Raw genomic sequence first — 25,321 nt, forward strand, 5'->3', positions numbered from 1 at the left:
ATCCTTCGATAGCATCCGGCCCCATGGAAATCCTTGAGTACCGCCCGCGTCCGGACCAGCTGGTGTACACCTTCGGCGGGGCTGAGCCCGTGATGACGGTCCGGCCGGGAACCGCGTTGAAGCTCTGGTCCGAGGACGCGTTCAACAACGCGCTGACCACGGTCGAGGACCTGTCCAGTGAGAAGGTCGACCTCAACTTCGTCAACCCGCAGACCGGGCCGTTCTACGTCGAGGGTGCCGAACCCGGCGATACGCTCGCCCTGCACATCGTGGAGCTGACCCCGGCGCGAAGCTACGGCGCTTCCGCCACCATCCCGTTCTTCGGCGGGCTCACCAGCACCGACCGGACCGCTTTCCTGCAGGATCCGTTGCCGGACACCACCTGGATCTACCACGTGGACTCGGCCCGGTCCACCGTCGGTTTCTCCGCCCGGTTCGGGAACTTTGAGGTCGCCCTGCCGCTGGAACCCATGCTGGGAACGGTGGGGGTGGCTCCTCCCGGCGGGGAGGTCCGCTCCTCCCTGGTCCCGGAACGCTTCGGCGGAAACATGGACGCCCCGGAGGTGAAGGCTGGAACCACCGTGTACCTCGGGGTGAACCAGCCGGGCGCACTGTTCTCCATCGGCGACGGGCACTACCGCCAGGGCGAAGGTGAAGCCTGCGGCACCGCCGTGGAAGGGTCCATGCATTCCACGATCCTGGTGGAACTGATCAAGGGCGGCGCCCCGGCCTGGCCGAGGCTGGAGACCGATGCCGAGTGGATGGCCGTCGGTTCGTCCCGGCCCATGGAGGATTCCTGGCGCATCGGCCAGGTGGAGATGGTGCGCTGGTTCGGTGAGCTCTTCGGCCTGCACCAGATGGACGCCTACCAGCTGCTCACCCAGACAGCGCAGGCCCCGATCGCCAACGCCGTGGACGCCAATTACTCCGTGGTGGTCAAGGCACGCAAGGCCCTGTTCCCGTCCGCCGCAGCCTACGACGGGCTGCACGCCGACCTGCGCCGGCGCAGCGAAGAACTTCTCTAAGACCCGACAACCCGCTCCGGAGGAACCATGGATCTGCAGTTGAACGGCAAGACGGCACTGGTCACCGGTGGAACCCGCGGAATCGGGCGGGCCATCGTGGAAGCGTTCGCCGCGGAAGGGGCCAACGTGGCCTTCTGCGCCCGGGACGCGGCGGAAATCACCGCCACCGAAACGGCGTTGGCCGGCAGCGGGGTGAAGGTGGAAGGCGCCGTCCTGGACGTGGGCGACGGCGATGCCGTGGCCGCCTGGGTGGATGCCGTCGCCGGACGCTTCGGCGGTTTGGACGCGGTGGTCAGCAACGTCAGCGCCCTGGCCATCGACGACAGCGCCGAATCGTGGGAAGCGTGCCTGCGGGTAGACCTGATGGGCACCGTACGCCTGATGCAGGCGGCGGTCCCGCATGTTGGGCGCAGCGAGTCGCCGTCGCTGGTGGCCATTTCCAGCGTCTCCGGCCGGGAGGTGGATTTCGCGTCCGGCCCGTACGGAACGGTCAAGTCCGCGCTGATCGCCTATATGGCAGGGCTGGCCTTCCAGTTGGCCGGGACCGGGATCCGCGCGAACACGGTGTCGCCGGGCAACACCTATCACGACGGCGGCGTCTGGCAGAGCATGGAACGGAACAGTCCGGAGATGTTCGCCTCGTCCATGGCGCTGAATCCCACCGGGCGGATGGGCAGCGCGCAGGAGGTGGCCGACGTCGTTGTGTTCGTCTCCAGCCCGCGCGCCTCCCGGATGACCGGAGCGAACGTCCTGACGGACGGCGCCCTCTCCCGGGGGATCCAGTTCTAGGAAATTGTGGTCCCGAGCATAAGCGGTGGCCCCTGGCGTGTGCCGCCTACACCGTCATTTCCTACCCGGCTTCGACGGCTGCGACGAGCTCTCCTCACCGGAATACTTCGCTTCAATATCCTTACTCCAAGCACGCGCGTAGATCCCGAGTGCCCCCTGTTCCCGGAGCGGGAAGCCCAGCTGTTTCAGTGCCAGCTGGCTGGCCCCGGTAGCCAGCTGCTGCGCACTGCGACTGATGCGTTGCTTGTCTGCCCGGTACAAATATTCATCGACGGTCCTTGCCCAGCGCTTCCGCCAGACATCCACTGCCGACTCCGCGGCAAGGGCGGCCATCACCCTGTGCGCGGGCATAACCCGCGGTGCCATCTGCGCCATCGCTGCCCTGCGCGCATACTCCGACTGCGAGCCAAAAGATCCTGTGCAGGCGTGCAGATGAGCGTTCCAGTAAAAGTCCCAGCTAGTGGTTCTGCGATCGGGCCAAACAGCTGACCGGGGGCCGCGCATCATGGCGTGGCCGGTGTCGAAGAGAAGCAGGGCAGCCAGCATCGAGCGCATGTTGAGGCGGGGAAAGCGGTTGACTGCCCACAAAGCCAGGTCCGAAGACACCTCGGAAATCCCGGAAGCCAGTTCCAAGCCCTTTGGTCCACCGAACCGGGCAAGCCCCGCTTCCACCACCTCAGGTACCGGTTCGCCCGGCCGTGGTGGATAAATGATGTCCGGCGCCTGTGAGATCTTCACGGGGCCCAGTGTGGCAGCGCTTTCCTCCGCCAGCGCGTGCGCAAACTTCCATAGGCGCTTAGCGACGTCATCGGTGGCAAGCAAATGCAGGAGTACGGCCGGATGGGCGGATTCCAGGTTGCGTGAAAACCGGAACCGGCTCCCCTCCCCGACCCGCAGTTGGGAAGACAGCGGGCCCACAATACGGCGGACTATCTCATCACCCGCATCCCTCCGCTCGGGCTCTATGCTCAGGACGGACCACAGGGTGGTTGTGCTGGCGTGGTGCTGCACCGGACGGGTAGTTGCCTCTCGATGAACAGTGTTTGATTGCACTATGTGGCTCATATCATCCCCAAAATGATCGTCTTGGCTTCTGTAGGTGGGTTCCCAACACTGCATTCCCAACAGGGTGTCGCCAACACTGTGTTGCCAAAATATGAATGTCCATACGGCCTCTAGGAAATTTCATATTTGTGTCAGGGGGGCTTTTCCTTCGCATGCTGAGCGACTATGGGTTTTGCGAACCAGCGACGCCCACTGCACCACACCGGCTTCGGCGTCGTCACCACGCGCAGCGATGCCACCGCCTTGCTTCAGGAGGACACCTCGAGCTAGCTCCGGCGCGGCCCGGACTACGCTGGAACAATGACACACAGCTTCGACAAGGACTACTGGGAGCAGCACTGGCACGAGGCCCCGGACACCGCCCCGGCCGCCGGCCACCAGCCGCCCGCGAACCCCTACGTGGCGCGCCTCGCGGCGGAGCTCCCGGCAGGCACGGCGCTGGACGCCGGCTGCGGAACGGGCGCGGAAGCCCTGGAACTGGCCGTCCACGGCTGGACGGTAGTGGGTGCGGACGTATCGGCATCTGCCCTCGCCGCAGCGTCCCGGCGTGCCGAAGCGCAGACCCTGTCCGGCAGCGTGGACTGGATCGAGGCGGACCTGGTCTCCTGGGAACCGGGACGCCGCTTTGACCTGGTCACCACCAACTACGCCCACCCGGCGATGCCGCAGCTCGAGTTCTATACCCGGGTCGCGGAGTGGGTGGCACCGGGCGGCACCCTCCTGATTGTCGGGCACGCGCATGACGACGAGGCCACCACAGCGCACGGGCACCACCCGCCGGCCGACACGGTCGTGACTGCCGAAGCCATCCGGGCGCTGCTGGATCCGGCGACATGGAGCATCACCGTCGCCGAGGAACATCCGCGCTCCATGACCGCGCCGGACGGCAGCCAGGTCACCTTGCGCGACGTCGTCGTCCAGGCCGTCCGCGAGCGCTAATCCGCGGCTGCCCCTAGGTCGCGTTCCTGCCGGGAGCTTCGGGGCCGGTGGGCCAGCGCAGCAGCGCGGCGACGCCGGCTCCGGCGGGCAGGACGCCGTCGGGCACCAGAAGGAGGCGAGCATCGGTCAGGGCCGCCGCGCGCAGCAGGGCCACTGGAGCGGAAACCTTGCCCAGCACGTCTGAGCCCAGCGCCTGCTCCTCCGCAGTGGCCACCCACGGCTCGACGGCGAGGGCCAACAACCGGTGGTCGGCGAGCGCAGTGTCATTCAGGATCAGCATGTCCACCTGCGCCTGTTGAAGGGCCTGGACAACAGCACCGATGCCGGTGGTCGACTCGGGGTTGGCCTGCCCTTGCTGCAGGGCGAGGCGGTCCATGATCTGTTCCTGCTCGTCCGCCCACTGCAGGGCAATCAGTTCCTGGACGCGGTCCTCGAAACCCTCATGATGGGCACCGCCGGTACGGGTATGCGAATCGAGCATGCGGACCAGGTTCCGGTGCGCTTCGGCGAGCTGGTCCTGCACCAGTCCGCGGGCACGGACATCACCGGCGAGCACGATCAGCCGGGCACCGCTGCTGTCCACGATGCTGTCGATCTGGCCGGCGACCTCGTCCGCGTTCCGGCGCCAGATGCCTTCGGTCCTGCGCTGCTGCTTGTCCTGCGCCCAGCCGTCGCCGGCGGAGAGTTTGCGGATGTCCTCGGTGGAGCCTGCGACATCCTGGATGCTGGCGGGACCGGGGCGGCCCACGTGTGCCAGCCGGATCTCGGCGCCTTCCCGCGACACTTCCGCAACGATGTACGGGAATTCTTCCGGACGGTGCTTGAGCAGCGGCAGCAGGTCCGGAACGGGCCCCACGGAAACGTGCTTCGGGCCGACAAGCGGGCCGGGCAGGAGTTCGTTCAGTTCCTCCGTCCCCTGCCGGACTAGGACGAAGCGCGACACCGGGGCGGGCACGCCGTAGGCAGGAGCCACCGCGGCTTCCATGGCCTCAAGGTCCGCCGGCGGAGCCCCCTTTTCCGCCAGCGCCCTCCGGACAGCGCCCGGGCGGACTTCGGCCGCTTCCCGGCCTTCCACCGTTCCGGCCCCGGCATCGACATAGGCCGCGCACCAGGGTCCTTGTTTCCGGTACAGGTCGGCGTATTTGTGGAGGTGTTCAGTCATGGCGATCTCCATCCCGTACGGGTGTTCCCGCACATCGATTCAATCCGTGCCTCAAGCTAACACCGGCGTTCACGGCAACTAAAGGGCTGCGCCCGCCACACGCCTGCCGCCCGCCGGTCTAATCCGCGAGGTGCCGGAGAACCCGTGCCGGTGACCCGACGGCCAGGGCCCGCGCCGGAACGTCCTTGGTGACGACGGCGCCGGCGGCCACCACGGAATCGTCGCCGATCGTCACCCCCGGCAGGACCGTGACGTTGGAGCCGAGCCAGACGTTCCGGCCGAGCGTGACCGGCGCCGGATGCATGTCCGCCCGGCGTTTCGGTGCCAGATCATGGTTGAGGGTGGCCAGGACAACGTTGTGGCCGATCAGGCAGTCATCGCCGATGCGGATCCCGCCCTGGTCCTGGAACCGGCAGCCGGCGTTGATGAACACCCGTTTCCCCAGGCTGATGTTCTTCCCGAAGTCGGAGGAGAACGGCGGGAACAGGGCAACGGTGTCGTCCACCGGTTTCCCGGTCAGCCGGGAGAGCAGCTCCCGCACCCGGGCCGGTTCATGGTAGCCGCCGTTGAGCTCGCCGGTAACCTGCAGGGCGGCCTGGCTGGCGTGGTGCATGGCTTCATGCAGCGGTGATCCGGCGGTAACGGTTTCGCCTGCGTTGAGCGCCGCGAGCAGTTCCTCGAGGTCCATGGTGCCCCTTGTCGGTTGGCCTACCCGTCCTACCGTTGCACCGGTGCAGCGGGGTGGCAACAGCTCCCGGATCGGCGGGGCGAATGCCGCGGCATTCGCCCCGCCGTCGTCGTCCTCGGGTCGTCAGTCCGCCGGCCGGCATCGGAGTTTTGCGGAAGGGGACTACTTCAGGTTCTGAATGGCGTAGTCGGCTTCCTCAGGGGTGAACATTGCGCCGTACATATCGGTGCTGGCGAGGTAATCCCGCAGCTCATCCAGGGGCATCGGGTTTTCCTTCTGCAAAGACTTCGCGGCTTCCAGCGCGTTGGTCTTGTAATCGGCCTTGAGGTTATCGACGGCGTACTGCGCGGCCTCCGGGGTGTACTGGCCGTATTCCCCGCCCAGCTGGTCCTGGATGGCGGCCTTGCTCATGTGCAGGGAGTCGCTGTAGAACGTGGCACTGTTCAGCGCCTGCATATTGTCATTGTTCTTTGGAACGGCAGGAGCAGCTGGTGCCTCCTCGGTCGGTGCGGAGGAGACCGGGGCCGGGCTGGACAGCGTAGTGCTGTTCGTCTCCGATGCCTTCTGGCTTTCCTGAACAGCCGCGCTAATTGTCGCCGTCATGGTGACAATCATGATCACCGAAACAATGACGTTCAGGACCCACACGATGATGGTGACGATCCACGCCGTCTTCTTGCTCTGTTGATATCCGTCCAGCGGGCGGCCCTGCTTGTCCTTCTGGTTCCCGGTCAGGGTGATGATCAGGTCAACCAGCGTCCAGATGCCGAAACCGCCGCCCGTCAGGAGCTTCAGGACACCGGTCCCGATCTTGCCCAGGTAGAACCGGTCGATACCCAGCCCGCCTAGGAAGAGCGCGAGCAGCCATGTCACGACAAAGGACTTCCCGGTGCCGATAACGGGTTTATAGCTTGTTTCGGTAGTGCTCATTAAGGTGTATGCCTTTTCTGTTATCAGGGTTGTGCTTCAGTAGTCGACGATGTCAAAGCGTCATGTCTTCGCCGCAGCGGAGATTGCAACTACGGTCGATTCCGAAGTTGCCGCACACCTGGCAAATACCGGAACAATTAGGTCGACCCGGACATATTATCCGACGGAGCACGCCTGCTCTCACGTCGAAAGCGCGGGATCTCCTACAAATTACTGATTGTCGGAGTTTCATGTTGCGATCAGCGATAAAATCAGGGGATATTGAAATCCATGCCTCAAAGCCACCGTATTCTTCAACCGGCAATCGCTGTGCTGGCCGTACTGTTTCTGGGGGCTTGCGCTCCGTCAGTCCCGGATGCCGAGACTGCGGGACCGGGGCCGACCGAAACACAAACCGCTCCGGCTGAGTCCCCCTCGAAGGAACAGGACCTACCCCAACCGGCGGTCTCCACACCCCGGGTTTCGACGTACGTTACCCCCGACGGCATGTTCGAGTTCGATTACCCCTCCGAATGGTCAGTGGTCTCCAATCCCGCCTCGGGCCCGAACGAAGTGTCCACGTCCCTCATCGTGCAGGATGCGCAAGGAAGGCAGATGGCTGCTTTTGTCGCAGGTTTTCCAGCAGTCAATGACTCGGTGGTCGCCGGGCCTGTCGCACCTGTTCCGCTCGAATATCAGAAAATCCCGGGTGAGCAGATTGCCCCAACCCATGAAGGGACGGCAATCGCTTATCACTATGAAACAAGGTTCAACCCGGTCCGTGGCGAAGTGGGTGCTGAAATGAGCATCAATACTTTCAAGTCAGACTTTCCGATCTCGTCCTCCCTGCCCGGCTTCAATATCGACTCAACAACCGGCGCATCCTTCTCTCGGTGGATTAGCCCTTCAGAGGACCTTCCTGATATCGATCCGAGCCTCAAAGCTACCGGGAACAGCAGCTTTTTCGAGGCGTATCAGCGCACTGCTGAGTATCAAGCCGTCAAAGAAATGATGATCTCGCTCCGACGAACCTAGCCGTCGCGCCAGGAGCCCCGCAGGGTTTCGATGCCGTCCAACAGCACGTCGAGCCCGACGTTGAACTCGTCGTCGTAGTCGTAGCCTTGCTTCGCCAGCTCGCCCACCACTTCGAGCAGGTACGGATACCGGGCCGCAACCTCCGCCGATTCCCCGTTGAGGGTGTCGGCGGCGGCCTCGGCCGACTCCTCCGGGGTTTCGAAGGACAGCGTCTTCTGCTGCAGGGCGAAGCCGTACACGTAGGCATCCAGCAGGCTCATGACGTGGACTGCGGCGCGGAACGTGAATCCGCTCTGCCGCAGGCAGCCCAGCATCGCGTTGTGCTGGCGCAGGCTCTCCGGCCCCGGCCGGCCGGCCGCTTCCATCCGCCCCACCGCCCAGCGGTGCGTGACCAATGCGGCCCAGAGGGAGGCGGCGCGATCACGCACGGCCTGTTTCCAGCCGCGCGCACTATCCGGTTCCGTGACCTCGGCCCAGACCAGGTCCACCATGCCCTCAAGCAGTTCCTGTTTGTTGGCCACGTGCTTGTACAGCGCCATGGGAACCACGCCGAGTTCGTCTGCCAGCGTGCGCATGGTGAAGCCGTCGGTGCCCACCTGGTCAGCCAGTTCGACGCCGGCGCGCAGCACGGCGTCCCGGTTCAGGCGCGGACGCCGCGCGGACGGTTCCTGCTGCCGTGCCTTGGATACCTGTCCCACAGGGCCGCCTTCCCGGAAATCGATGCTTGACAGAGTGTACGACATACACCTAAGTTCATCGCATCCGGTGTACGTCGTACACCTTTGGCCTACAGGAGCGTCATGCAGACCTCTAACCGCACGGCCCGGACCGCCGGGATCCTCTTCCTCCTCACCTTCGCCTCCGCCATCGCCGGGGCCGCACTGTACGCACCGCTGCTCACCGACCCCAACTACCTCGCCGGACCCGGCGCCGACACCCGGATCCTGCTCGGCGCTGTCTGCGAACTGGCGCTGATCGTGACCAACATCGGGACCGCCGTCGTGCTGTTTCCCGTGCTGCGGCGCTACAGCGAGACTGCCGCTGTCGGCTATGTTGCGGCCCGGATCATGGAGTGCGCGCTTATTGCCTTCGGGATTCTCAGCGTGCTCACCGTGGTGACGCTGCGGCAGACTGGGGGTGCCGACGCCGGGCAATACCTGCCCGTGGCGCGGGCACTGGTAACGGTGCATGACTGGACGTTCCTGCTCGGCCCGGGGTTCGTGGTGGGTATCGGCAACGGCCTGCTGCTCGGGTTCCTGATGTACCGATCGCATCTGGTGCCGCGGCCGATGGCACTGTTCGGCCTGGTCGGCGGTCCGCTGATGTCGCTGTCCGGTATTGCCGTGCTTTTCGGCGCCTACGAACAGTCTTCGGTTCCCTCCGCGCTGGCCACGCTCCCGGAGATCATCTGGGAGGCGTCGCTGGGGATCTACCTGACGGTCGTCGGTTTCCGACGGCCTCGGGAGACCGCCGCGGACCTGGCGGCCGACGTCGACAGCAGGCAGCAGGCGGCGTAGATTCCCGCAGGAACGGAATCACCCTCAGACGGGGGCCGCCCCGAGCCCGACGGAACCGGACCATTGATGATGAGGAGACACGCATGCGCGGTTCAGCACTGATCGTCGGAGCGGGTATCGCAGGAACCGCCGTTGCGCGGGGGCTGCTCCGCGCAGGATGGTCGGTCCAGGTGCTCGAACGCGGCGCAAACCTTCCCGGCAGCGGAACGGCGCTGGCCATGTGGCCCGAGGCGATGCGGGCCCTCGACGCATTGGGCGCCGGTGACGCAGTCCGCGCCGGCTCGGTGGTAGAGCAGGGCGCACGGATCCTGAAACCGGACGGCAGCCAGATCGCCGCCATGGGCCGCAGCCGGACCGCCCGCCTGGTGCCGCGCACCGTCCTGCTGGAGGCGTTGGCCGGGGACTTGCCTGCCGGGCTTATCCAATGGAATTCACCGGCTGCAGGGCCCTCAACCCTGCCCTCTGCGGATGTTGTTGTGGCCGCCGACGGAATCTTCAGCCGCCTGCGCACCGCCTGCAACGGAATACCGCCCCGGGCGCTGGGAACAGTGGCCTTTCGCGGCGTTGTACCCGGCCCGGCCGGCGGGGTCAGCGAGACGTGGGGGCGCGGCCGCCTGTTCGGCATTACCCCGCTGGATGCCGGTAGCACCAACTGGTTTGCCTGCCTCCGTTCCACAGACCTTCCTCCGCTGGGTTCCCCGGAGGCTATCGGCGCCCAGGGGGTAGAACTGCTGCGCAGCCTCTACCGCGGGTGGCATCCGGACGTCGCCCGGGTCCTGGGGAAACTGGACGGAAGCCCGATGGATTACCGGGAACTGTTCGACGTTCCGCCGCTCCCGTCCTACGTTTCCGGCAACTTGGCACTGCTGGGCGACGCTGCGCACGGCATGGCGCCGAACCTTGGCCGCGGTGCCTGTGACGCTCTTCTGGACGCGGTGGCCCTGATCGACGCACTCAGTGCGGCTCCCGACGTCACCGCCGGCCTGCAGCGCTACGACGCCGGCCGGCGTCGGCGGGGAAACCTCATGGTCCGGGCGGCACGGCTGCTGAACCGTGTCGCCACGGCCGAGCACTTCACCGGAGCCCGGAACCTCGCGATGTCCGCCGGGGCACGGTTCGCCTAGCACTTTCCGCCCGAAAGCCGCCGTCGGGGGCGCCGCCGTCGACGCCCCGAAGGAATTCCTCCGCAGCACGGGCAGTTGCCTCCTTTAGGGACTGCCGGAGTACACCCGCGCCAGTCCAACGAAACATCATCGAAGGGATACGCCATGCCGACATTGGGCATCATTGGAAGCGGAAACATCGGATCGGCAGTCGCGCGTCTCGCGGTTGCGGCGGGCATGAACGTCGTGATTGCCAACTCGAGGGGACCTGAAACGCTCACGGAACTGGTGGCCGACCTCGGGCCGCTGGCCCAGGCCGGAACGGTGGAAGACGCCGCAAAACTCGGCGACGCCGTCGTGCTTTCCATTCCGTTGAATGCGGTTTCCGCTCTTCCGGATGGATTGCTGGCCGGCAAAATCGTCCTGGACACCAGCAATTACTACCCGTCCCGGGACGGACGGATCGCCGAGCTTGATGACAGCACGGTGACCACCAGTGAACTGGTGCAGAGCCGGCTTCCCGGGGCGCAGTACGTCAAGGCCTTCAATAACATCCTGGCCCATCACATTCCGCTTCTGGCCCGCCCCGCCGGGTCCGCTGACCGCTCCGCGCTGCCCATCGCCTCCGACGACGACTCAGCCAAGGCCGAGGCGGCCGCACTCATCGACGGACTGGGCTTCGACGTCGTCGACGCCGGCACAGTCGCCGAGAGCTGGAGGTTTGAGCCGGACTCCGCGGGCTACACCCGTCTTTACCTCGCGGATGCCGGCACACCCGATGACCAGCTGATGAGTTCGGTTCCGGGCACAACACCCAAGGCGAAGGTCGAGTCCGCGCTGGCGTCGGCCACCCGGGTGAACGTGGCCGAACGCCTCTTCTAGGCGGGAGCAGGGTGCGCGGCGGTTGGTTCCGATCCGGCCGCCGCGCAGAAAGCACGCCTCAGCCCACGGCGTAGGTCACCCGGACTCCCCCGTTGTCGAGGCGTTGTTCCCGCAGCAGGCGAAGGTCCAGCGGCAACCCGTCGGGCAGGGCCCGCGCACCGCCGCCGGCAATTACCGGACAGATCACCAGCGACACAATGTCCACCAGCCCCATTCGCATAGCGCTCTTGGCCAGTTCCGGGCCGCCGATCATAACGTTTCCCGCGGCTTTGGCCCGTTCCACGGCTTCCGGAGTCAGGGTGCGTTCCAAAGTCGTCCGGCCGGTGAAAACATCCTGCAGTGTGGAGGAAAACACGACCTTGGGCACCGCCGTCCAGGCCGCCGCGAACCGGGCTGCCCCCGGCGGCCCCGCGGCCAAGGTTGGATCGGTTTCCCACACGGCCATGGTTTCGTACATGCGCCGCCCGTAGAGCACGGCGGTCGCGTCTTCCAGGTCCTCGGAGTGTGAGGCAAGAAAATCTTCGGTCGGCTCCAACCAGGCGAAGTTGCCGTCAGCGTCGGCGCCGTACCCGTCCAGTGAGCAGTTCATGGAGTATGTAAGGGATCCCATCCCGCAACTCAACCCCCGGGTCTTTCCCTGCACAAGGGCGCTGGCGCGCATGCACCGCGAAGCACTGCTCACGTAAGGCCCAGTGCGCCATCGAGTCTGCCGCCCGTCCTATTTCCGCGAATACATCACCAGCAGGACGCAGACCGCGGAAAAGACCGCCTGGGCCAGCAGCAGCACTACGGGAACGTAGCCGAGGAACAGGCCCAGCAGCAACGGCACCGCGGCCAGCAGGATCGCATCCAGCCCCTGGGCCAGGGATCCGGTCTGCGCTGTGGGCACCGGACCGAACACGGTTTCGGTCGGCGGAGCGGTCCAGTCCGGCAGCGGCCGGTACGCACCCCGGACCGCCGCAGCACCGAACCCGACCCCGGCGAGCGCGCCAAGCCCGATCAGCGCCGGGCTGCCCGCACCCAGCAGCACCAGGACGGCGCAGAACCCTGCGGACCACATCATCAGTGCGGCCGCGGGCAGGGCCGTCCGGCTCAGCCGCACCAGTGCCGGGGACAGCGGCAGCAGGGCGTCCAGCCCCGGTGTGATCGCGGTTTGCCGGGCCAGGGTGCCCAGCGCCGGAACCACCGCGCAGATGGTGAGCAGGATGATGACCAGCTGCAGCGGCGCGGGCTGCTGTCCGGCGGACAGCAGAACCGTGATGCAGAGCAGGAGCAGCAGTACGGGACGGCCCCAGGTCCCGGGGGTGCGCAGGAATGCGGTGGCATCCGCCCGCAGCAGTGCGCCGAACGGGGTGCGCGCTCCCCTGGCGTACCAGCGCCGCGCGCGGGAGGTCGTCCGGACCTTCGGCGTGCCGGCGAACGCCCGGCCAAGCTCGTTGGTGTCCATCAGATACAGCGCAGCACCGGCGTGCCCGGACACCCCGCCGCCCCGGATCAGCTCACGGCCCGGGATCGCACCTATCCGTGCGAACACCAGCGCCCACAGTCCAACGACGGCGGCCAACGCTGCGGCGGCCGGCCACAGCTCCCCGGCGGCGGCCAGCCGGGGAACGAAACTCAGCAGGACCAGCAGCACCAGCCCGCCGGCCGTACCCGCTGTTCCGCCCGGGAAACCGGTCCCCGCCGACTGCCGCAGGGCCGCCAGCAACAGTGCACAGACCGCCGCCAGCCCGAAGACGGCGGCACCGAGGAACTGGCCTTGCAATGGTGCCTGCAGGTCGCTGATGAAGCCGACCGGCAGATATAGCACCGCACCTCCGGCCCAGACCAGGCCTGCTCGGCGGAGCAGCGGTCCGGCCAGGAAGGGGCGACGGTCCACGGGCAGGCTCAGCCACCAGTACCCCTCGGCCGAGGCCACGGCCACCGGCCCGAGCTTCCGGGCACCGGCCAACACCGCAGCCAGGGCCGCGAACAGCAGGACGGTCGCCGCGGCGCCGTCGTGCAGGGCGGTCCAGTCCGCGGTGATAACGGTGCGGCGGCTGCCGGTTCCGGAACCCAGGGCCTTCGCGACCTCGTTCCGCATCGCCAGCACCAGTCCCCCGGCCAGAGCGCCAATGGTTCCGACTCCCAGCAAGGTGGCATAGGCGTCCAGCAGCACATCCCGGACGCGGACACTGCCCCGGCGGTGTTCCCGCGAGGCTGCACGAGTGTAGCGGGCCGGGTTGAACTCCGTCGCCCTCGGGGCGGCTTCGATGCGGGTCACGGGTTACCGGCCCGCGATCTCGGCCGCGGCCCGGGCCGGTTCGATCTCCTGCACCTGGTCATCGATCAGCAGGCAGCGTTCCGCGGTCGCCAGGAGCAACGCCGGATCGTGGGTCACAAGCAGAACCGTGCCGCCGTCGTCGGCGTATTGGCGGATCCGCTTCCCCACCCGTTCACGCATCACCGGGTCCAGGCGCTGTTCCGGTTCGTCGAGGATCAGCAGCGAGGACGGGCGGATCAGGGCCGAGGCAAGCAGCAGCCGCCGTCGCTGGCCGGACGAGACGGACTCCGGGACGGCGTCTGCGCGTTCCTGCAGGCCGAAGAAGTCCAGTTCCGCGTCGACGGCGGCGTCCGGGTCCGCGACCCCGTGCCCGCGGGCGACCAGCTGCAGATGTTCCCGCAGCGACAGGGAGGGGAAGAAGGCGTCCTCGTCGAAGAGTGCGGCCACCTGCCGGCGGAACGGGATGGCGTCCTCGTTGGCGGGCAGCCCGTGTACGCGCACCTCGCCGTCGAGCATCAGCTGTTTCCCGGCGATGGTGCGGGCGGCGGTGGATTTGCCGGCACCGTTGAAGCCCACGACGCCGAGGATCTCCCCCGCGTCCGCGTGCGCGGTGATGGCGCCGCAGACGGGTGCACCGGCGTAGCCCACCAGTAGGTTGGAAATCTCGAGCACGGCCCCCGCAGCAGTCATGCCGTCTAATCTAGCGGGCCCGGGGCGCCGTCTAGTGGAGCGACTTCAGGCCGATCACGCCGCCCACAATCATCGCCAGGAACACGATCTTCAGCAGGGACACGGATTCCGCGCCGGTGGCCATGGCGTAGATGACGGTCAGCGTGGCGCCGATGCCCACCCAGACGGCATACGAGGTGCCCAGCGGCAGTTCCCGCATGGCGTAAGCGAGCCCGGCCATGCTGGCCAGCAGCGCCGTAACGAAAATGGCCGATGGCCAGAACCGGCTGAACCCCTGCGATTTGTCCAGGGCGGTGGCCCACACCGCTTCCAGGACGCCGGACAGCACCAGAACAATCCATGACATGAGAGTCTCCCTTGGGCCGTCTTGTCGCACACCGGGTACGGCACCCCTCGTCCGGGAGACCGTGTCGCGGCCTCCCTTCCACGGTCGCACGTCCGGTTTTCCGGGGCAACCTGGCTTCGCGGCGGGTGAACCCGGGAATTTCCGGCCGGTTGGTAACCGGGAAGCGCAGACCGTCGACCAACCGGTCCGTTAGTGCCAGAGTTTTAGCCATGACTGATGAACAGTTTGAGCGCGATGACCTGGACATTGCCCTCTGGTGGCCGATGCTCACCTCCGAGTCCCGCGAGTGGCTGACCGCCAATAACGGTGACGCCGTAGAGCCGTGGGTGGTGGAGGAGATCTCCCGCAGCCGCGGCATGGCTTCCGACGGCAGCGGGGCCTATTACCTGCCGGATGCCGCCGTGGACTGGATTGAGGCCCGGGCAAACGGCGAAGTGCCGGGGCTATGACTTCCGGATGATCCGGCCGGGCACCGCAGCGGAGTCCGACGGCGGACCCGGCGCAACCGCCGTCGATTGGGCTTTCTTCACGTTCAGCGGCATCGGTGCAGCCTGGTTCGCCGTGCTGCTGCTGGAGGAAAGCCTGCAGCAGCGGCATATCTGGTTCCTGGTGGTGTTCTGGGCCGCGCTGGCGTACTTGGTGCTGCCGCGCCTGGACCGCGTCCTGACGCAGATTTTCATTCCCAACTACTTCATGGGCCGCACCCGCACCAATGCCGGCCTGTTCGGCGACGCCGTCAACCTGGCCTTCCTTGGCAGCGAGGCGCAGCTGCGGGGCGCCTTGGAAAAGGCCGGCTGGCACCTTGCGGACCCGGTGACCCTGGCCAGCAGCTGGCGCATTGTCTCCTCCACCCTGCTGCACCGCAGCTACATCCACGCCCCGGTGAGCCCCCTGCTCCTGTTCGACCGGCAGCAGGATTTTGCCTACGAGCAGGAAATGCACGGCAACCCGCGGCAGCGCCACCATGTCCGTTTCTGGCGCTGCCCCGAGGGCTGGATGCTCCCCGGCGGCATTGCCGCGGACTGGCTGGGTGCCGCGTCCTTTGACCGTGCCGTTGGTCTATCCCTGTTTACCCTGCAGGTCACGCACCGGGTCGGCGAGAACATCGACGCCGAACGGGACTACCTGATCAACTCCCTCCGGGAAGCCTCCCCCGCGGTGTCCGTGGAGGTCATCAAGAACTTCTCCACCGGATACCACTCCCGCAACGGCGGCGGGGACTCAATTGTCACCGACGGGGACCTGCCGGTGGCGGACCTGAGCAGGCTCCCGGAGACCGGCCCGGCCGTGCCCGTCGACACAGCTGCCGCCCCGGACCGGCCGCCGGCTGCGGTTATTTTCGGTGCCGTTCTGGTGTTCCTGCGCGGATTCGCCTCCCTGGCGGTGGCGGCGCCCTTCCTGGTCCACTTGGCCGATGTCTCCCCGGTGATCAACCTGCTGGGCACCCAGAGCCGCGGCGTTGCCGAACTGGGCCGTGCCTATGCTCCCACCAGCGTCTCGCTCACCGTTTTCGCCGGGGTGGAGGTTGTGCTGGCAGTACTCATTCTGCGCGGCAGTAACCGGGCCCGGATCACCGCGATGTCCCTGAGCTCGGTCGCCATTGCCGTGCAGGTGGCCGCCGTGTCCGCCGGACCCGAGGCCGCGCTGCGGACCAACTTGTTCGGCTACGCCTTTGACGTCCTGCTGATCCTCGCCCTGTCCGGCGATCAGGCTCGAATCTACGCCCACACCCGCCGTCGTCGTCCGGCCAGCGCGAGCTAATCCACCGGCTCCAGGGCCCGCACCCGGGACCGGTAATGCAACGGCGATTCGCCCACGCTGCGCTTGAACGCTGTACTGAAGGCGCTCTCGGACGAGAAACCCAGGTCCAACGCCAATGAACGGATCCGGGTATCCCCGGACCTCAGTTCCCGCTGCGCCACGAGCATGCGCCAGTTGTTCAGGTACGCGCGGGGCGGAGTGCCGGCAACGTCCCGAAACCGCTCCGCGAAGGCGGTGCGGGACATGGCGGCTGCGTTCGCGAGTTCCGCCAGGCTCGGCGGCGGAGCCCCCGGGGCATGGATCAGGGCCAGGGCCGGGCGGAGCCGTTCATCGGCTATCAGCTTCAGCCATCCCTGCGGGAGTTCGGCATCGGTGATGAAGGACCGGAGTACGTCCAGCAGCAGGAGCTGCGCATATTGGCGGACCGCAAACCCGGAGCCGATCTGCTGCCGGGAAACTTCGTCGAAAAGACGCCGAATCAGCATGGGCAGGTGCGGTGCGGCTTCCGTGCCGGACCGGACGTGGGCCAAGGGCGGAAGCGCCTGCAGCAGCAGGTCCCTGCCCACGGTATTTACCGCCACCCGGCCGCCAATGATGATGTCCTCGGTTCCGGGCTCGCCCTCCCCCGCCCGGACAAAGGTGCCGCTGGCGGGCGGATCGACGCGGGCGGGCACTGCGTCTCCGCTGCCGCCGTGGAGCCGCAGCCAGGTGCGGCCGTTAAGTACGACGACGTCGCCCGCCTCCAAAAGCAGTGGTTCTTCAAGGCCGTCGGTCGCCAGTTTCATGCTGCCCTGCACCACGGCAAAGAACTTCATGTCGTCGTCTATCCTTGCCTCCGTTTCCCAGCGGCCGTGCACGGCAATGCTGCCGGAAATGACGCCCCGGACTTGGATGAAATCAAGGACTTCGGATAAACGGTCGGAAACCATGTTTGTACTCTAGAGCAAGAAATGCGGACTTTTCCTTATTCCCAGTCCCGAATAGAGGAGACAGAGTGGAGGTATCTTCCACAACCCGGAAGAAACCGCTTTTCAAGGAGTGCCATGAATGACAGCATGATTTCCCTCGTCACGGGAGCCAACAAAGGTATTGGGCGGCAGATTGCCGGCCAGCTGGCGGCGCTCGGCCACACCGTGGTGGTAGCCGCACGGAACGCCGACGCCGGTGAGCGGGCTGCCGCGGCCGTGCGCGCGGAGGGTGGAGACGCCGTCGCCGTCGTCCTCGATGTGACCGATCCGGCCTCGGTGGCGGCCGCTGCGGACGAGGTCAAACGCCGCTTCGGGCGGCTGGATGCCCTGATCAACAACGCCGGGATTGTGGCGACGCCGGGAGTCAGCTTTGCTGCCCAGCAGCCGGGCTCGGCGGACGTGAATGAAATCCGCTCCGTCTTCGAGACCAACTTCTTCGGGGTCATCTCCGTGACCGCCGCCTTCCTGCCGCTGCTGCGCCTCTCCGAGGCCCCTCGGATCGTCAACGTCTCCAGCGTGGCCGGATCCCTCGCCGCAGTATCCGATCGGGCCAATGCCGACCCGATCGCCGCCGGGTACGCCCCGTCCAAAACGGCCCTGACCTCCCTGACGCTGCAGTATGCGAAAGGGCTGGCGCCGGAGGGCATCCTGGTCAATGCCGTTTGCCCGGGCTTTGTTGCCACGGATCTGAACGGTTTCCGGGGAACACGCACCCCGGAGCAGGGTGCCAGGGCCGCCGTCCGGATGGCCACCATCCCGGCCAACGGACCCAGCGGCACCTTCAGCGATGAGGACGGGCCCCTGCCTTGGTAGGACGAACCCGCGTCCGGACGGCTTAGCCCCGGCCTGCTCGCCAAAAAATGCGGCTATCTCCCCGGTCCCTGCTCGGCTATTGTCTGCGTAGACCGGGGGGACACATGAAAACTCGATTTACCGCAGCGATGGGCGTTGCCGCAGCCGGCGTCCTATTCACCGGCATGCTTGCGGGCTGCGGAACCACCGAAGCGGAACGAAACGAGGAAGCGGCCCGCGCCGAGGCCAGCGCCCGTCCCACCCCGGAACCCACAATGACCCTGCGGCCCTGCCCGGGCGGCGAAAGTCTGCGGATCGACCCGGCCGGGGGCTACGTGAGCATCGCACCCGATTGCTTCGACCAGGCGGTGGCGGAAGCCATCGCCGAGTTCCCGGAGCCGCTGCCGGCCGGGATGGAATGGCGGATCGAACTCAGCAATTTCAGCGACCCCTCGTCCGGAACCCAGCAGGGAGGGATCAGCATCCAGGACGGAGTCCAGGACACCACGGTCGCCGGCTACTGGCTCTGCGCGTGGATGGATTCCTACCTCCAGGCCCTCGACAGCGGAGACGCGGCGGGCCAGGACCACAGCATGGAGTACCTGGCCAAGTACACCTCCCTGCCCTCAACGCAGGAGTTCATGGTCAACCCCGAAGTCTTTGATGCCTCCGTGATTGCCCCTGCACAGGCCGGAGATCCCGCTCAGCTGCGGGAGTATTTCAAGGGCGGCTGCTCGTCCTTCCGCAGGTCCGCGGAGTCCTCCCGCTAGCATGGCCCGATGACTACCCCTCCCCTGACCGGCCGCACCGCCGTCGTCACCGGCGTGAGCCGCCGCCGGGGCATTGGCTTCGCCGTTGCCGCCCGCCTGGCCGATATGGGTGCCAGCCTGTACCTGCAGCACTTCGCGCCGCACGACCACGAACAGCCGTGGGGTGCCGAGGACATCGACGAAGTGATGGACCTGCTGCGGGCACGGCTGCAGCCCGGCGCCCGGCTTGCCCACGGTGAACACGATTTCGCCACACCCGAGGCGCCCGATTCCCTGATCCGCGACGCCGCGGCAGCCCTGGGACACCTGGACATCCTGATCTGCAACCATGCCCGCAGCGGGGGCGACGGTCGGTTGCAGGCACTGGACGCCGCCATGCTGGACACGCACTGGGCCGTCAATGCCCGCTCCGTGCTGCTCGCCACCGCCCGCTTCGCCGACCAGCACGACGGGCGTACGGGCGGGCGGGTCATCTGGTTCACCAGTGGACAGCTGCTGGGGCCGATGCCAGATGAAATTGCCTATTGCACCTCGAAGGCCGCCCTCGCCGGCATCACTCCATCAGTCTCGGCTGACCTCGCCGACCGCGGGATCCTGCTTAACACCGTCAATCCGGGGCCGGTCAACACCGGTTACCTGGATCCGGCGACGGCGGACCGTCCGCTGGAAGTCCTCGACGACGTGGGGTCCGCTTTCCCGGGCGGCCGCATCGGCGCCCCCGATGATCCGGCCCGGCTGATCGCCTGGCTGGTGTCCGACGAGGGCCGCTGGGTGGTCGGCCAGACGATCAGCACCGAGGGCGGTTTCCGGCGGGGCTGAACCGTTTAGGGCTCCGGTCATCTTCACCCTCGTCGTAGGCGAAAGCCTCATCCGCGTCGGCAAAGGTCCCGCCCAGGGTTACTTGCTACAACGCTCGGAGAGCCAAGCGTCATACATCTCCGGGTACGCCTTCGCGATCAGGGGCTTAACCCGCGCTTCAAAATCGGGGTCCGAAGGCCAAGTACCGGCCCGCGTGTTGCGATTGGTGAACTGTGGCTTGGGGTTCCCGGAAGAGTCGAACTTGATCAGGTCTTTGTCGCTGTCGTCCGGGTCGCAACCCGCAGAGAGGAACGGGGACAGGTCCTCGAAGATAACCACCTTTCCACGCGCCGGTCGGTCGTCGGCAAACGCACGGTCAAGCTGGTCCATCTTCTCTTGGGCCCTCGCTGTGGCGTCCGCATCCTCGATCCTGGACAGGTATCCCTGCGCCTGAAGCTGGTTGGTGCGGAAGTGGGACTCCCACTGAGCTGTCACCGCGGCCGTGAGGGCGGTGGCCTCCGGGGTATTCATCGCCGGGTCTTTCCAGAACTCATCGAACTCGTCGCCGTGGGGGTCGTCCACCTCGCCGGACACCATCGGGAGCAGCGAGTCGACCATGGTGTCCACCTTGTCTGCCCAATCACGGTCCTGATACCCGTCTCCACCCCTCGCGATGAAGACTCCTACCGCCACTACGGCCATAACCAGCAGGAAAGCGGTCACTGCAATGGCGGTCTTTCCAACCGGTCCGAGTGACGCCTTCTTGGGCGGACTGGGCATGGGGTACTGCGTATAGCTCATTGGTGCCTTTCGGATGGGTCCATACGGGGCAGTCTGCCAGCCGCACTGCCGTTAACGCGGGACGACGGCGGCACCTAAGGCGCCGCCGTCGTCGTACGTTGGGAACCGGTTACGCCTGCTGGCGGGCCGGCAGCAGGGGCGCGAAGAACCCGGCGAGCTCGGCCGTGGCCGTCAGCGGCAGCACGTTGGCCACGTACTGGTCCGGGCGGACCACCACCACGGCGCCGTTGCGGGAAATGCCGCGCGCCTCGAAGATGTCGGCTGTCGGGTCCGTGCCGTAGACCTTCGCCAGGTCGTCGAGCTGGAACGGTCCGACCTGCGGCTTGAACACCGCCGGCACGGCGCCGAGATCGATGCCCGCGTGGTCCTGCTGGTAAATCACCTTGACGTCGAACCAGGCATCCCGGTCCGCCCCTTCCGGCGTGGCCGCCAGCGGGGAGTCCGGCGCGGTGCCCAGCCATTCGGCCAGCTCGGTGACCGGCGACGGGGAGCCGGCGGCCGCGGCGTCGGCGAAGACGTAGATCCGCCACTTGCCGTCCGCCCGCGCCTGGTGGCCCAGCTGCACCGGGTTGGTGTCGCAGACCCGCAGCACGGGTGCGGACTTGAAGCGCTTGCCGAGGGGGAAGCCGGCGGCCAGGTCCTGGTGCTTCGGCTCCGCAATGAGCATGGAGGGGGTGTATTCGGTCATGAATCCGGCCGGGAACTCGGCGGTGCGGACGTAGAAGTCCTCCAGATCCGAGGGGTTCTCGAACTCTTCAGGTTTCTTCGCCATGAGCGTGGACCACTCTTTGTCGAAGTCGATGAGGTTCTTCGCCACCACCTGGCGTTCGGCCGAGTAGGTGGAGAGCAGGGTTTCGGGGCTGCGGCCTTCCAGCACGTGGCCGAGTTTCCAGCCCAGGTTGAAGCCGTCCTGCATGGAGACGTTCATGCCCTGGCCGGCCTTGGCGCTGTGCGTGTGGCAGGCGTCGCCGGTGATGAAGACGCGCGGGGTGCGGGTGCCGAGGTCCTCGGGCCGGACGTCGTCGAACCGGTCGGTGAGCCGGTGGCCCACTTCGTACACGCTGTGCCAGGCGACGTTGCGGACGTCGAGCGTGTAGGGGGCCATGATGCCGTTGGCCTTGGCGATGATCTGGTCAACGGAGGTCTTCCGGACGGCGCCGTTGTCTCCTTCGGGCACAACGCCGAGGTCCACGTACATGCGGAACAGGTGGCCGCCCTCGCGCGGGATGAGCAGGATGCTGCCGCCGTTGGAGGACTGGATGGCGCACTTGGTGCGGATATCGGGGAAGTCGGTGTTGGCCAGCACGTCCATCACGCCCCAGGCGTGGTTCGCCTTGTCTCCGGCCATGGTGCAGCCGATGGCGTCGCGGACCTTGCTGCGGGCGCCGTCGGAGCCCACCACGTACTTGGCTTTAACCGTGCGTTCGGTGCCTTCGTCCGGGCCGGCCGTGGACAGGAGGGTGACGGTGACCGGGTACTCGGCGTCGTCGTCGACCGTCAGGCTGCGGAACTCGAACCCGTAGTCGGGCCGCATGCGGGTGGGTGAGTTGGCCATGAACCGGGCGAAGTAGTCCAGCACGCGGGCCTGGTTGACGATCAGGTGCGGGAATTCGCTGATTCCGGCGGGGTCGTCCAAGGCGCGGCCGGAGCGGACGATGTTTTCCGGGTTTTCCGGGTCCGGGCGCCAGAAGCACATCTCCGTGATGCGGTAGGCCTCGGCGGTAATTTCCTCGGCGAAGCCGAAGGCCTGGAAGGTTTCCACGCTGCGGGCCTGGATGCCGTCCGCCTGGCCGATGGCGAGGCGGCTGTCCCGGCGCTCCACGATTCGGGTGGTTACGCCGGAGAACTGCGAGAGCTGTGCGGCGGTGAGCATCCCGGCGGGACCGGAGCCGACGATCAGCACGTCCACTTTGTCGGGCAGGTCTGCGGGGCGGTCGACGCCGGTGCCGGCGACGGGCTGGATGCGGGGGTCACCGGATACGTAGCCGTGGTGGTGGAACTGCACGGGGGTCCTCACTTCGTTGTGCCGTTGGTGCCGCCGATCGTGTTCGTTATTTGAACAGAACGTTCGATAGTCGAACCGCCGGCGGTGTAGTCACCGTACCGGAGACATGACGTGGGTCACAAGCGGAACGGTTCGGCGTGACTTCCGGCCTCGTTTTCGGTCGGCCTGCCGGAGCCGGGAGCCGTATTTGCCGCCGGGCGCGGTACTTTGTTCCCAGCCGTCCCCCGTCCGTCTATCGCAGCAGGGAAGAGTTCATGACCGTTACATGCGCAGTGCTCGACGACTATCAGCACGCCGCCACCCGGTTCGGCGATTGGGATTCGCTGCACGATCAGGTTGAGCTCACTGTCTTCTCGGACCACCTGGCCGACGAGGACGACGTAGCCGCGCGCCTGGCCGGGTTCGACGTCGTCGTCATCATGCGCGAGCGCACCCCTTTTCCCGCGAGCCTGCTCGCCCGGTTGCCCCGCCTGAAACTGCTGGTGACCACCGGGGCGCGCAACGCCTCGATCGATCTGGCCGCGGCCCGGGAGCGGGGTGTGACTGTCTGCGGCACGGCGAGCAGTTCGACGCCGCCCGCGGAGCTGACCTGGGCGTTGATCCTGGGGCTGTCCCGGCACCTGGTCCCGGAGGCAACTGCGCTCCGCGACCGCGGACCCTGGCAGCAGACCATCGGCACCGATCTGCATGGTGCCACGCTCGGCCTGCTGGGGTTGGGGAAGATCGGGGTGCAGGTGGCACGGGTAGGCGCTGCGTTCGGGATGGAGGTCCTCGCCTGGAGCCAGCACCTCACCACCGAGCGGGCCGAAGCCGCCGGAGCCCGACTCGCTCCCTCCAAGGAGGCGCTGCTGGCGGCGTCCGACGTCGTGTCCATCCATCTGGTGCTGAGCGACCGGACACGCGGGCTGATTGGGGCCGGGGAGCTGGCGCTGATGAGACCGAACGCCTTCCTGATCAATACCTCCCGGGCCGGGATCGTGGACCAGGCGGCCCTGCTCGATGCCCTTCGCCGGCAGGCGATTGCCGGCGCCGGGCTGGACGTGTTTGCCGAAGAACCCCTGTCCGCAGATTCCCCGTTCCGGGAGCTGCCCAACGTCCTGGCGACGCCGCACCTCGGGTACGTCACCGAGCGGAACTACCGCACGTTCTTTAGGCAGGTGGTGGAGGACATCTCGGCGTTCCTGGCCGGCACCCCGATCCGGGAACTCTAGGCGCCGGCCGGTCTTACGGTTTTCCGCCCGCATCGTCTTCTGGCCGGGGCCGCGGACTTCTATTCTTTGTGCCATGCCGCATCTGCCGCATGCCCACATTTCGGATGAAACGCACCGGGTCACCACCTTCGAGTTGCTGTACCGCGAGGTCCGGCACCGGGTGCGGGGTGCGCAGGCGGCCGGGCCCGAAGGGTGAGCTTTCGCCGCATTCCGGACGCCGGACCCATCCCCTCGGAGAGGCCAATCCGCTATTCTTTGGACGTCGGCGCTCAGAGCCCGGCCCCCGCAGGACCTGCCGGATGGCGCAACAAGCCGTTGCAGAGAGGTCGCCGATCATGGCCAGTATCGAGGTTCAGCACCCGAGCGTTACGGAACGCGTGGCAGCAGGCAAGGACCGCCGGGAGACAATACCCGTCTCCGTCCATCAGGGCTGGGTTCCCGCGCCCGACCGCCCGGACCCCGTCGCGCTCATCGAAGAGCAGAACCTCACCCGCGATCCGGACCTCGTGCCGGTGCGCCACGGCCGGATGCTTGACTCGCCGTTGACCTTCTACCGCGGTGCGGCCAAGATCATGGCTGCCGACCTTAAGGACACGCCTCGATCCGGCCTGACCGCCCAGTTGTGCGGCGACGCCCATTTGTCGAATTTCGGGGTATTCGCCTCCCCCGAGCGGATCCTGATGTTCGACCTGAATGACTTCGACGAAACGCTTCCGGGACCATTCGAGTACGACGTGCTGCGGATGACCGCGAGTTTCACCATTGCGGCCAGGAACAACTCCTTCTCCAACGAAGACGCGCGCTCGGCAACCCTCGCCGCGGTTCGGGCTTACCGCGAAGCGATGCGTGAGTTCGCACAAATGGGAACCATGGACATCTGGTACGCGCGTCTGACGGAGCAGGATATTTTGTCGACGATCCAGCTGGGGGCGGACACCGGCAAGGGCAAGGCGGCGAAAAAGGCGGCGAAGCAGATCGGAAAGACGGCGGAGAAAACCGCCCGGAAGGCACGCTCCCGGGACAGCCTGCAGGCGCTCGCGAAGCTGGCTGAGCTCGTGGACGGGAAGTACCGAATCGTCAGCCAGCCGCCGATCGTCATCCCCCTCAGGGAGTTCGGTGATTCATACGGTTTATCCGCGGACCAAATGTGGGAGGAATCCCGCGAGCAGCTCCGGTCCTACCGGGCCACTCTGCAGGACGACAGGCGCCACCTCCTCGAGCGATTCGAAATCGTCGACATCGCCCGCAAAGTGGTGGGTGTGGGCAGCGTCGGCACCCGGGGCTTTATCGCGTTGCTTCAGGGCCGCGATTCAGACGACCCGCTGTTCCTGCAGGTCAAGGAAGCAACACGGTCAGTCCTTGAGGACCACCTGCCCAAAAGCAGATACCGCCAGCCGGGACAGCGCGTAGTGCAGGGCCAGCGAAGGATGCAGGCCGCCAGCGACATTTTCCTGGGCTGGACCAAGGGCGTGCAGGAAAACCGGTACCTGTACTGGCGCCAGCTGCGGGATATGAAGGGCTCAGTGGTCGTGGAAACGATGAAACCCCGCGGGATGGAGTTTTACGCCCGCACCTGCGGCTGGACACTGGCCCGGGCCCACGCCAGATCGGGAGACCCGGTCGCGATCGCGGCCTATCTTGGCAAGAGCGAGAAGTTCGATAAGTCGATCACCGACTTCTGCGAGCGGTACGCAGATCAAAACGAGCAGGACTACCAGACCTTCGCGGACGCGGTACGTTCCGGGCGCCTGCCCGCGGTCGAAGGGGTCTAGGAGCGGCTGCCGCTGGGGAAAAACCCTGCC

General features: G+C 66.6%; 27 protein-coding genes and 1 riboswitch. Of the genes, 15 read left to right on the forward strand and 12 right to left on the reverse strand.

Annotated elements, in window-relative coordinates; translation table 11 throughout:
* The first annotated feature begins 23 nt into the window (after positions 1-23).
* Positions 24-1,025: an acetamidase/formamidase family protein gene (locus NNX35_RS04405; protein ID WP_255867088.1), complete on the forward strand. Its 1,002-nt coding sequence runs from the start codon at positions 24-26 to the stop codon at positions 1,023-1,025.
* 27 nt (positions 1,026-1,052) lie between these two features.
* A complete protein-coding gene (locus NNX35_RS04410; protein WP_255867089.1) occupies positions 1,053-1,814 on the forward strand; it encodes an SDR family NAD(P)-dependent oxidoreductase in 762 nt (253 codons plus the stop codon).
* Between the two features lie 54 nt (positions 1,815-1,868).
* On the opposite strand, the gene NNX35_RS04415 is transcribed toward NNX35_RS04410, so the two are convergent.
* On the reverse strand, positions 1,869-2,552 hold the full coding sequence (locus tag NNX35_RS04415; protein ID WP_255867090.1) for a hypothetical protein: 684 nt from the start codon (positions 2,550-2,552) through the stop codon (positions 1,869-1,871).
* Between the two features lie 627 nt (positions 2,553-3,179).
* On the opposite strand from NNX35_RS04415, the gene NNX35_RS04420 reads away from it, so the two are divergent.
* Positions 3,180-3,818: a bifunctional 2-polyprenyl-6-hydroxyphenol methylase/3-demethylubiquinol 3-O-methyltransferase UbiG gene (locus NNX35_RS04420; protein WP_255867091.1), complete on the forward strand. Its 639-nt coding sequence runs from the start codon at positions 3,180-3,182 to the stop codon at positions 3,816-3,818.
* Positions 3,819-3,831: 13 nt separating this feature from the next.
* On the opposite strand, the gene NNX35_RS04425 is transcribed toward NNX35_RS04420, so the two are convergent.
* The 3 genes from NNX35_RS04425 to NNX35_RS04435 form a co-directional block, all read right to left on the reverse strand.
* The gene (locus NNX35_RS04425) at positions 3,832-4,980 is read right to left on the reverse strand and encodes a Vms1/Ankzf1 family peptidyl-tRNA hydrolase (protein ID WP_255867092.1); all 1,149 of its coding nucleotides are present in this window, start codon (positions 4,978-4,980) and stop codon (positions 3,832-3,834) included.
* A gap of 118 nt (positions 4,981-5,098) precedes the next feature.
* Positions 5,099-5,668, reverse strand: a complete 570-nt coding sequence (locus NNX35_RS04430; RefSeq protein ID WP_255867093.1) for a sugar O-acetyltransferase — start codon at positions 5,666-5,668, stop codon at positions 5,099-5,101.
* Positions 5,669-5,830: 162 nt separating this feature from the next.
* Positions 5,831-6,598: an Ltp family lipoprotein gene (locus tag NNX35_RS04435; RefSeq protein ID WP_255867094.1), complete on the reverse strand. Its 768-nt coding sequence runs from the start codon at positions 6,596-6,598 to the stop codon at positions 5,831-5,833.
* A 486-nt stretch (positions 6,599-7,084) separates the two neighbouring features.
* Here NNX35_RS04435 and NNX35_RS04440 point away from each other — a divergent pair, with 486 nt between their 5' ends.
* On the forward strand, positions 7,085-7,612 hold the full coding sequence (locus NNX35_RS04440) for a hypothetical protein (RefSeq protein WP_255867095.1): 528 nt from the start codon (positions 7,085-7,087) through the stop codon (positions 7,610-7,612).
* Here NNX35_RS04440 and NNX35_RS04445 read toward each other — a convergent pair.
* A complete protein-coding gene (locus NNX35_RS04445; protein ID WP_255867096.1) occupies positions 7,609-8,355 on the reverse strand; it encodes a TetR/AcrR family transcriptional regulator C-terminal domain-containing protein in 747 nt (248 codons plus the stop codon). The genes NNX35_RS04440 and NNX35_RS04445 overlap by 4 nt on opposite strands.
* Before the next feature lie 57 nt (positions 8,356-8,412).
* On the opposite strand from NNX35_RS04445, the gene NNX35_RS04450 reads away from it, so the two are divergent.
* The 3 genes from NNX35_RS04450 to NNX35_RS04460 all read left to right on the forward strand — a co-directional run bounded on the left by NNX35_RS04450 (position 8,413) and on the right by NNX35_RS04460 (position 11,114).
* Positions 8,413-9,129 carry a DUF4386 domain-containing protein gene (locus tag NNX35_RS04450; RefSeq protein WP_255867097.1) on the forward strand — a complete coding sequence of 239 codons (717 nt, stop codon included), beginning with the start codon at positions 8,413-8,415 and terminating at the stop codon, positions 9,127-9,129.
* Positions 9,130-9,212: 83 nt separating this feature from the next.
* Positions 9,213-10,253: an FAD-dependent monooxygenase gene (locus NNX35_RS04455; RefSeq protein WP_255862344.1), complete on the forward strand. Its 1,041-nt coding sequence runs from the start codon at positions 9,213-9,215 to the stop codon at positions 10,251-10,253.
* A 75-nt stretch (positions 10,254-10,328) separates the two neighbouring features.
* Complete coding sequence (locus tag NNX35_RS04460; RefSeq protein ID WP_255862343.1) at positions 10,329-11,114, forward strand: NADPH-dependent F420 reductase; 786 nt, start codon at positions 10,329-10,331, stop codon at positions 11,112-11,114.
* Between the two features lie 58 nt (positions 11,115-11,172).
* Here the strand turns inward: NNX35_RS04460 and NNX35_RS04465 are convergent, their stop codons facing one another.
* The 4 genes from NNX35_RS04465 to NNX35_RS04480 form a co-directional block, all read right to left on the reverse strand.
* Positions 11,173-11,724: a dihydrofolate reductase family protein gene (locus NNX35_RS04465; RefSeq protein ID WP_255862342.1), complete on the reverse strand. Its 552-nt coding sequence runs from the start codon at positions 11,722-11,724 to the stop codon at positions 11,173-11,175.
* Between the two features lie 108 nt (positions 11,725-11,832).
* Positions 11,833-13,377 carry a DUF6297 family protein gene (locus tag NNX35_RS04470; protein ID WP_255765316.1) on the reverse strand — a complete coding sequence of 515 codons (1,545 nt, stop codon included), beginning with the start codon at positions 13,375-13,377 and terminating at the stop codon, positions 11,833-11,835.
* Positions 13,378-13,380: 3 nt separating this feature from the next.
* Complete coding sequence (locus NNX35_RS04475; protein WP_255867098.1) at positions 13,381-14,067, reverse strand: ABC transporter ATP-binding protein; 687 nt, start codon at positions 14,065-14,067, stop codon at positions 13,381-13,383.
* A gap of 31 nt (positions 14,068-14,098) precedes the next feature.
* Complete coding sequence (locus NNX35_RS04480) at positions 14,099-14,413, reverse strand: multidrug efflux SMR transporter (RefSeq protein ID WP_255765318.1); 315 nt, start codon at positions 14,411-14,413, stop codon at positions 14,099-14,101.
* A gap of 10 nt (positions 14,414-14,423) precedes the next feature.
* Positions 14,424-14,490, reverse strand: a riboswitch (guanidine-III (ykkC-III) riboswitch).
* Positions 14,491-14,622: 132 nt separating this feature from the next.
* On the opposite strand from NNX35_RS04480, the gene NNX35_RS04485 reads away from it, so the two are divergent.
* Positions 14,623-14,862 carry a hypothetical protein gene (locus NNX35_RS04485; RefSeq protein ID WP_255765319.1) on the forward strand — a complete coding sequence of 80 codons (240 nt, stop codon included), beginning with the start codon at positions 14,623-14,625 and terminating at the stop codon, positions 14,860-14,862.
* A gap of 7 nt (positions 14,863-14,869) precedes the next feature.
* Positions 14,870-16,174 carry an LssY C-terminal domain-containing protein gene (locus tag NNX35_RS04490; RefSeq protein WP_255867099.1) on the forward strand — a complete coding sequence of 435 codons (1,305 nt, stop codon included), beginning with the start codon at positions 14,870-14,872 and terminating at the stop codon, positions 16,172-16,174.
* Here NNX35_RS04490 and NNX35_RS04495 read toward each other — a convergent pair.
* Positions 16,171-17,103 carry an AraC family transcriptional regulator gene (locus NNX35_RS04495; RefSeq protein ID WP_255867100.1) on the reverse strand — a complete coding sequence of 311 codons (933 nt, stop codon included), beginning with the start codon at positions 17,101-17,103 and terminating at the stop codon, positions 16,171-16,173. The two genes, NNX35_RS04490 and NNX35_RS04495, sit on opposite strands and share 4 nt — an antisense overlap.
* 114 nt (positions 17,104-17,217) lie before the next feature.
* Between NNX35_RS04495 and NNX35_RS04500 the strand changes: the two genes are divergently transcribed.
* The 3 genes from NNX35_RS04500 (at position 17,218) to NNX35_RS04510 (ending at position 19,523) form a co-directional block, all read left to right on the forward strand.
* On the forward strand, positions 17,218-17,955 hold the full coding sequence (locus NNX35_RS04500) for an SDR family oxidoreductase (protein ID WP_255867101.1): 738 nt from the start codon (positions 17,218-17,220) through the stop codon (positions 17,953-17,955).
* Between the two features lie 104 nt (positions 17,956-18,059).
* Entirely contained in the window at positions 18,060-18,704 is a 645-nt protein-coding gene (locus NNX35_RS04505) for a hypothetical protein (RefSeq protein ID WP_255867102.1), read from the forward strand.
* A 9-nt stretch (positions 18,705-18,713) separates the two neighbouring features.
* A complete protein-coding gene (locus NNX35_RS04510) occupies positions 18,714-19,523 on the forward strand; it encodes an SDR family oxidoreductase (protein WP_255867103.1) in 810 nt (269 codons plus the stop codon).
* A 78-nt stretch (positions 19,524-19,601) separates the two neighbouring features.
* On the opposite strand, the gene NNX35_RS04515 is transcribed toward NNX35_RS04510, so the two are convergent.
* The gene (locus tag NNX35_RS04515) at positions 19,602-20,303 is read right to left on the reverse strand and encodes a hypothetical protein (protein WP_255867104.1); all 702 of its coding nucleotides are present in this window, start codon (positions 20,301-20,303) and stop codon (positions 19,602-19,604) included.
* A gap of 109 nt (positions 20,304-20,412) precedes the next feature.
* On the reverse strand, positions 20,413-22,308 hold the full coding sequence (locus NNX35_RS04520; RefSeq protein WP_255867313.1) for an FAD-binding monooxygenase: 1,896 nt from the start codon (positions 22,306-22,308) through the stop codon (positions 20,413-20,415).
* A gap of 254 nt (positions 22,309-22,562) precedes the next feature.
* On the opposite strand from NNX35_RS04520, the gene NNX35_RS04525 reads away from it, so the two are divergent.
* The 3 genes from NNX35_RS04525 to NNX35_RS04535 all read left to right on the forward strand — a co-directional run bounded on the left by NNX35_RS04525 (position 22,563) and on the right by NNX35_RS04535 (position 25,291).
* Positions 22,563-23,519, forward strand: coding sequence for a D-2-hydroxyacid dehydrogenase family protein (locus NNX35_RS04525; RefSeq protein ID WP_255867105.1), 957 nt, complete (start codon positions 22,563-22,565; stop codon positions 23,517-23,519).
* A 73-nt stretch (positions 23,520-23,592) separates the two neighbouring features.
* Positions 23,593-23,715 (forward strand): hypothetical protein, encoded by a 123-nt coding sequence (locus tag NNX35_RS04530; RefSeq protein WP_255867106.1) that lies wholly within the window; start codon positions 23,593-23,595, stop codon positions 23,713-23,715.
* A gap of 103 nt (positions 23,716-23,818) precedes the next feature.
* Positions 23,819-25,291: a DUF2252 domain-containing protein gene (locus NNX35_RS04535; RefSeq protein ID WP_255765328.1), complete on the forward strand. Its 1,473-nt coding sequence runs from the start codon at positions 23,819-23,821 to the stop codon at positions 25,289-25,291.
* The last annotated feature ends 30 nt before the right edge of the window (positions 25,292-25,321 follow it).

This window comes from Arthrobacter sp. zg-Y844 (assembly GCF_024385465.1).
Taxonomy (GTDB): Bacteria; Actinomycetota; Actinomycetes; order Actinomycetales; family Micrococcaceae; genus Arthrobacter_B.